This window comes from Hydrocoleum sp. CS-953, assembly GCF_002260545.1.
Lineage (GTDB): Bacteria > Cyanobacteriota > Cyanobacteriia > Cyanobacteriales > Microcoleaceae > Trichodesmium.
In genome coordinates, this window is record NZ_LGSU01001110.1 from 1 (window position 1) to 6,887 (window position 6,887).

Annotated in this window: 6 protein-coding genes; 5 read left to right on the plus strand and 1 reads right to left on the minus strand. The window is 36.6% G+C overall.

What is annotated here, in order from left to right:
- Positions 1-297 precede the first annotated feature (297 nt).
- From AFK68_RS17010 to AFK68_RS17020, 3 genes are all read left to right on the plus strand, one after another.
- A complete protein-coding gene (locus AFK68_RS17010; RefSeq protein WP_094673809.1) occupies positions 298-1,236 on the plus strand; it encodes a J domain-containing protein in 939 nt (312 codons plus the stop codon).
- Between the two features lie 631 nt (positions 1,237-1,867).
- The coding region (locus AFK68_RS17015) for an ATP phosphoribosyltransferase regulatory subunit (RefSeq protein ID WP_246844239.1) at positions 1,868-2,556 on the plus strand (689 nt) is incomplete at its 3' end.
- 12 nt (positions 2,557-2,568) lie between these two features.
- Positions 2,569-3,381 (plus strand): HisS family protein, encoded by an 813-nt coding sequence (locus AFK68_RS17020; protein ID WP_256386590.1) that lies wholly within the window; start codon positions 2,569-2,571, stop codon positions 3,379-3,381.
- Positions 3,382-3,731: 350 nt separating this feature from the next.
- Here AFK68_RS17020 and AFK68_RS17025 read toward each other — a convergent pair whose 3' ends face one another.
- Positions 3,732-4,316 carry a pentapeptide repeat-containing protein gene (locus tag AFK68_RS17025; protein ID WP_094673810.1) on the minus strand — a complete coding sequence of 195 codons (585 nt, stop codon included), beginning with the start codon at positions 4,314-4,316 and terminating at the stop codon, positions 3,732-3,734.
- A 757-nt stretch (positions 4,317-5,073) separates the two neighbouring features.
- On the opposite strand from AFK68_RS17025, the gene trpB reads away from it, so the two are divergent.
- Both trpB and AFK68_RS17035 read left to right on the plus strand, forming a co-directional pair.
- The gene (trpB, locus tag AFK68_RS17030; RefSeq protein WP_094673811.1) at positions 5,074-6,303 is read left to right on the plus strand and encodes a tryptophan synthase subunit beta; all 1,230 of its coding nucleotides are present in this window, start codon (positions 5,074-5,076) and stop codon (positions 6,301-6,303) included.
- Between the two features lie 380 nt (positions 6,304-6,683).
- On the plus strand, positions 6,684-6,887 hold a 204-nt coding region (locus AFK68_RS17035; RefSeq protein WP_143437962.1), incomplete at its 3' end, for a hypothetical protein.

Consider the following 6,887-nt stretch of genomic DNA (forward strand, 5'->3'; position numbering starts at 1 on the left):
GGTAAAATTCACGATTTGATGAGTAAAGCTTTGATTGAAATTCCACCTCTAGCTTATTGGGATACTACTGATAGATTAAATTAGACCTCTCTAAAAATGAGGGAGTAGGGAGTAGGGAGTAGGGAGTAGGGAACAGGAGGAAATAATTGATTTTATTTTTTATTATTTAGATATGTCTAGAAAAGAGGGAATTAGGGAGAAGTAATTGATAATTTCTGGGTAAAAATTAATTCTATTTTTTATGTTTGGAGATGTCTATTAGATTTAATGAAATTTCGGTAAGGAGGAGTAGTTATTATGTTTACATTTACACAAGGATTATTCACATTTGATTTTACAGACCATCATGCAATTTTAGGGGTTTCTCTAGATGCAAAATTTCCTGAAATTCGGAAACGCTATATGCGGGTAGCGCGTCGTTTACATCCTGATACCTGTCCTTTTGAAAATGAGAAGGATAAAGAATTTGCTAATCAGTTATTATCTAAACTGGTAAGTCCTGCTTATAATAAATTTTCTAAGGAGAGCGATCGCGCCGAACTTTTTGTCATCCTTAATAAACTAGGTAATACTGTTACTCAACAACGTAGTCAAATTACATTTACTACTGATGCTGCTAAACAAATTGCTAAAGTGGGAGACTATCAAGAAAAATATAAGGTTGCTCTAGAGGAGTTGAGCGATCGCCAGTATGAATCTTTAGATAAAACTTTAGAAATAATTGGAGAAATTAGTGAGCTAAATTTAGCTTATCTAATGCGGAAACAACCTCAAGGTGGAGGTACTGTACTGCCACCACCACCACCAGTTAAACCTCCTGTTAATCAGGAAAAACCTACAACAGCAAAACCCAAAGCTCAAAATCCTTTAGTGGAGCAAGCTTGTAGTCGGGCGGAAAGTTTGATATCTACTAAGAATTATGCTAAGGCAATTTTAGAGTTAAAAGGTGCTTTAAAAACAGATCCAAATCATAGTCGTTGTCATGCTTTACTGGGATTATGTTATTTACAACAAAAGCAAGGCACAATGGCAAAAATTCAGATTAAAAAAGCTTTATCTTTAAATCCTAAAGAACCTAAAGCATTAGAGGTGAAAAAATTATTAGAACAAGCTGTAACTGGTAATAATACCAAGAAAAGAAATGGAAAAGTTACTGCTAAAACTGAAAAGAAAGGAAATAAAACTGATAAAGGCGGTGGTTTATTTGGAGGCTTTTTTGGGGGAAATAAAAAGTAAGGAGGTAAGCATTCAGCAGTCTGCAATTAGCTATCAGCTTCTGAGAAAAATAAATATTTACAGCCACAGAATTGTATTGTTTGACAACTCAAACTCATCGTTCTTGTGGTTCAATTTATGGGTTAAAAATCTGAGAGCTAACTGCAAGATGATTCTAGGCAAATAGCACAGATATCTTAGTTCCTAAAAACCCTACTCCCTACTCCCTATTCTGAGGTTAAAAATGGCAAAAGCAGATAAAATTAATTATAGTTGTCCTAGTGGATTTCCAGAGTTTCTTCCTGGTGAAAAACGATTGGAAAGTTATCTAATGGATACAATTCGTCAGGTATTTGAACGCTAAGGTAAGCATTTCCTACGGAATGCTGCGCAAACAGCATTCAGCAGTCAGCTATCAGCTTCCCCATAACTTTTTTAATAATTATTAGTGAGGAGTATTTAATAATAATTGGTTAAGTAGCGTGTTAATTATTTATGTTTTTACTTTTCCCCACTCTCCCACTCCCCTACTCCCTACTCCCTACTCCCTATTCTGAGGTTAAAAATGGCAAAAACAGATAAAATTAATTATAGTTGTCCTAGTGGATTTCCAGAGTTTCTCCCTGGTGAAAAACGATTGGAAAGTTATCTAATGGATACAATTCGTCAGGTATTTGAACGCTACGGATTTACACCTATTGAAACTCCAGCAGTTGAACGTTTAGAAGTTTTACAAGCTAAAGGAAATCAAGGAGATAATATTGTTTATGGTTTATCTCCTATTCTACCTCCAAATCGTCAAGCAGAAAAAGAAAAAGCTGGAGATACTGGTTCGGAAGAAAGAGCTTTAAAATTTGACCAAACTGTTCCTTTAGCTGCTTATATTGCTCGGCATTTGAATAACCTAAATTTTCCTTTTGCTCGTTATCAAATGGATGTAGTTTTCCGAGGCGAACGGGCAAAAGATGGTCGTTTTCGTCAGTTTAGACAATGTGATATTGATGTTGTTGGCAGAGGAAAATTAAGTCTATTATATGATGCTCAAATTCCTGCAATTATTGCTGAAATATTTGAAGCAATTAATATTGGAGATTTTCTCATCAGAATTAATAACCGGAAAGTGCTAACTGGTTTTTTTGCATCTGTGGGAGTTACACCAGAGAAGATTGTCTCATGTATTAGAATTGTTGATACTGCTGAAAAAGTAGGAGAAGCAAAAGTCAAAAAAGCTTTGGCAGAAATTGCTCTTTCTGAAGAGCAAGTGGAAAAAGTTTGGGATTTTACTAAGATTAAAGGTACAGTTGATGATGTTTTGGATAAACTGAAAATTATGGCAGAAACNTTTTTGCATCTGTGGGAGTTACACCAGAGAAGATTGTCTCATGTATTAGAATTGTTGATACTGCTGAAAAAGTAGGAGAAGCAAAAGTCAAAAAAGCTTTGGCAGAAATTGCTCTTTCTGAAGAGCAAGTGGAAAAAGTTTGGGATTTTACTAAGATTAAAGGTACAGTTGATGATGTTTTGGATAAACTGAAAATTATGGCAGAAACTTTGGATAATTCTGAAGTTTTGAGTCAGGGAATTTCAGAATTAGAAACAGTAATTTCTGGCGTGCGAAATTTGGGAGTTTCGGAGCAACGTTTTTGTATTGATTTATCAATAGCTAGGGGATTAGATTATTATACTGGCACAGTTTATGAAACTACTTTAATCGGACATGAAGCTTTAGGAAGTATTTGTTCGGGAGGTAGATATGAAGAATTAGTAGGAATGTTTATTGGGGAAAAAATGCCAGGAGTTGGTATTTCTATTGGTTTAACAAGATTAATGAGTCGTTTATTAAAAGCGGGTATTTTAGAATCTTTTGCTCCTACTCCAGCAACAGTAATGGTTGTTAATATGCAGGAAGATTTAATGCCAACTTATTTGGATGTTTCTCAAAAATTACGCCAGAGTGGAATGAATGTTATAACCAGTTTTGATAGTCGTGGAGTTGGGAAACAATTACAACAAGCTGATAAACAAAAGATTCCTTTTTGTATAATTATTGGTTCCGAGGAAGCAGCAGCTAATATGTGTAGTTTAAAAGATTTAAGAACTGGTGAACAAATGAAAGTTCCAATAGCAGGTTTAGCAGGTGTGTTGAAGCAAAGATTGAGTAATTAGATGAAAAAAATCGCTCAAATTATAGCAATGAGCGCTGGTATATTTACAAATTGTAGTAGGGGCCAAGCAGCTCAAAGTCTTATATTATCGGCAATTTATTCCCCCTGTTGCCTGTTCCCTGTTGCCTGTTCCCGGAGCACAGCGCTATTACAGCGCTTTTCAGATTAATGACCTCAAGTCACAACCAAAACCCTGTAGGGGCAAATGGCCATTTGCCCCTACTATGGTCTACTGAAATGAAAACTGCTGTCAGACAGCAATAAAAATGAAATATTTTTTTTGGGGAATAGCTAAAATCCTTACTAAACTTGGTTTTTCCAGTTTTTTTTAGTTATAAAGTGACAAGTCTATTAAGTCCTACTTAATAATCTACTTGCATGAGGTTCTTCTGGCATATCCTCAACGATCGCTCCTTGCTGTTGCAACTCTTGCTTCATCTCTTTAGACAGACCGATACCCAGAGAAAATTTTGTCTCAGTTACATTCACTCCAGTTATCTTTGTATCTCTGAGGTCAGCGCCACTTAAGTTTGCACCAGTTAAATTTGTATCAATTAAAGTTGCTTTATGTAAATTAGTACGACTCATGTCAGCATAACTGAGATGAGCATAACTTAAAATTGCCCCACTCAAGTCAGCAGCACTTAAGTCAGCACCACTTAAGTTTGCACCACTTAAATCTGCACGAGTTAGGTCAGCACCACTCAAGTTAGCACCACTCAAATCTGCACAATACAAATTAGCACCAATCAAAGTAGCATTATACAGATTAACACCAATCAAATTTGCCCTAAATAGATTAGCCCGGAACAAGTTAGCACGAAACAAACTTGCACCAGCTAAATTAACATTACTCAGCTCGGATCGGAACAACTCAATATCCCGAAAATTTCTTTCCCCGGCAGCATAACGCGCCAAAAGTTCTTCTACTTCCATAGTATTCTCTTAATATTTTCTTGATGTTTTCATCTAAATTTTTTTTATTTTTAGATGTCTTTCTCTTCTTTATAGATAGAGAGAGTTTATATTAATTATTTTGTGCCTTTTTGAAGGTCTAGTCTGATTTTTACAACAATTTTTTACAAAACTTATAACTGCTTGACATCTACAAACAAAAGTTAAAATTTCCTTAAAAAATTTGATAAAAATAATTAGTAGAGCCAAAAAACATTTAAGTTGCAATTTTTAAACTATATAGGAGCTTCATTGAGGTGATATAAAAAATGCCTAGAGAATTGGGTAATAAGGAAAAGGAAACAGGGAACATGGGGTAAAATTTCAGACTAGATCATCTATTTTGNGAATCAGATTTACCGTAATCACAAGGATGATTTTGATGACAAATTAATGTTAACAGCAACTGGATTATGGAACTTATACTTGATGGCAGAAAAAATATCCGAAAAAGCCAAAAAACATTTAAGTTGCAATTTTTAAACTATATAGGAGCTTCATTGAGGTGATATAAAAAATGCCTAGAGAATTGGGTAATAAGGAAAAGGAAACAGGGAACATGGGGTAAAATTTCAGACTAGATCATCTATTTTGGAATTTTTGGCAAATTATTTAATACTATCTAACCTTCATATACCTAATATTATAACAATCAAAATCAATGATTCTCAACTTAGCTAAACTACTAAGCAAGCAGTATACATATAATGAAAACTGTTCAATTATTTAGAAACAATTCGTGACTACTACACCCTTAAATCCAACCTCAACTCAACAACCCGATGGCCTGGGTAGATTTGGCCAATTTGGCGGTAAATATGTTCCAGAAACGTTAATGCCAGCCCTATTTGAACTAGAAGCAGCCTACAAAAAATATAGTCAAGACTCCACCTTCCAAGAGGAACTCCAACAACTCCTACGAGATTATGTTGGTCGCCCTAGTCCTCTTTACTTCGCCGAACGTTTGACCGCTCATTATGCCAGACCAGATGGCACAGGGCCACAAATCTACCTGAAACGGGAAGACCTTAACCATACTGGAGCGCACAAAATTAATAATGCTCTAGCCCAAGCTTTATTAGCTCGGAGGATGGGCAAAAAACGTATTATTGCTGAAACAGGTGCTGGTCAACATGGTGTGGCAACTGCTACGGTTTGCGCTCGGTTTGGCTTGGAATGCTTGATTTATATGGGCGTTCACGATATGGAACGTCAAGCTCTAAATGTATTCAGAATGCGACTACTGGGGGCGGAGGTACGATCAGTAGAAGCTGGTACCGGCACCCTGAAAGATGCGACTTCGGAAGCTATTCGCGACTGGGTGACAAATGTGGAGACAACTCATTATATTCTGGGTTCGGTTGCCGGACCTCATCCCTACCCGATGATGGTGCGTGATTTTCATGCTATCATTGGCGTGGAAACTCGCGCTCAATGTTTGGAAAAGTGGGGCGGTTTGCCTGATATTTTGATGGCTTGTGTTGGAGGTGGTTCTAATGCGATGGGTTTATTCCATGAGTTTATGAATGAGTCATCGGTGCGGATGATCGGTGTGGAAGCTGCTGGTGAGGGAGTTAATACGAATAAGCACGCTGCTACTTTGACTCTTGGTCGTGTGGGTGTGTTGCATGGAGCGATGAGTTATTTGTTGCAGGATGAGCAAGGTCAGATAATAGAACCCCATTCTATTAGTGCTGGTTTGGATTATCCTGGGGTTGGTCCTGAGCATAGTTTTTTGAAGGATAGTAATAGGGCTGAATATTATAGTGTGACTGATAAAGAAGCGGTTGATGCTTTTCAACGTTTGTCTCAGTTGGAAGGTATTATTCCGGCGCTGGAAACTGCTCATGCGATCGCTTATTTGGAAACTCTTTGTCCGCAGTTAAATGGTAGTCCGCGTATTGTGTTTAACTGTTCCGGACGTGGGGATAAGGATGTGCAAACGGTGGCGAAGTTTTTGGAAGGATAATTAATTTGTGGGGGTTTGGTCTCCAAACCCCTACAATTATGCAATACAAGGTGTTTCCGTCATTGCGACCGACAGGGAAGCAATCTCCTAAACTCTTGAGATTGCTTCCTTCCACTCCGTTCCAGTCGCAATGACTTATAATAATTATCCGAATTTGATATTATTAGGACTTATGCACTACAACTTATTTCTGTCATTGCGACCGACAGGGAAGCAATCTCAAGCCTAGTTTTTCTTACTTTAATGCGTAAGTTCTGTTTTCAGCAAGTTAGGACTTACGCAGACCAACTCAGAAACCGGGTTTTTGTTTAGATATCTATGATAAAAACAAATATTTCTCATAAAAACCCGGTTTCTTTCCCTACACAATATATTAACTTATGAATCATAAATATTTAAAACAAATTTTCTGGATTTTGACAATATTTTTGAGTAGTTGTAATTATCAAAATTTAATCGAAAATTTGCCAGAAATGCCAGAAATTCAAAATCCCAGACAAACTCTTATTTCTAGACCAAATGTAACAGTTTCACCTGATGTTAGTAGATTGAAAAAATCTGTCTTTGCCCAAATAAATCAATAT